Raw genomic sequence first — 627 nt, forward strand, 5'->3', positions numbered from 1 at the left:
TCGTGCCGGTTCGCCGGTCTTCAGCACCGCGTTCATGATGACAATGAGCTTACGCATGATGGCCGTGATCGCGACCTCGGCTGGTTTGCCTCGCTCGCGGAGGCGGCGCGCAAATGATTGCATCATTGGATCATAGCGCAACGTTGAAAGTGCGGCCATGTAAAGGCTTGCCCTGACTTCGCGCCTGCCACCTGAGATGCGGCGGTGCCCTTTCAAAGTGCCGGAATCTTGGGCGTGCGGAGCAAGGCCGACAATCGCCGCAGCTTCATCTTTTGTCAGTGAGCCGAGTTCAGGAACATAGGCAAGGCAGACCGCTGCTGTCTTTGGACCGATACCCACAACCGAAGTCAGTAGATCAGACTTCCGCCGAAACTCCGTTGTCCCAGCGACGAGCTTGGCAATTGCCGCATCCAGTTCCTTGACCTCGTTTGCCATAACGCGCACATGGCGCTTCAAGGAGCGTTCGACGGCCTTGATATGTGGATGTTCCAGCCGGTTTTGTTCTTTGCGGATCATTTGAGCCAGGTCGTCGCGTCGTCGCCGCAACCCACGCAACTCGACTGTTTCTTTACTGGGTGGTTGCCACAGGCGTAAGTCTTCAGACTTTGCTGCGAACAGCGCCAGCAT

The 627-nt window shown here is 57.1% G+C and carries 1 protein-coding gene; it reads right to left on the minus strand.

The window, feature by feature from the left end; translation table 11 throughout:
* A partial coding sequence (locus Q1A75_RS24030; RefSeq protein WP_299641552.1) for a transposase occupies positions 1–627 on the minus strand: 627 nt, incomplete at both ends.

The sequence above is a fragment of the uncultured Tateyamaria sp. genome, from assembly GCF_947504105.1.
In the GTDB taxonomy this organism is placed as follows: domain Bacteria; phylum Pseudomonadota; class Alphaproteobacteria; order Rhodobacterales; family Rhodobacteraceae; genus Tateyamaria.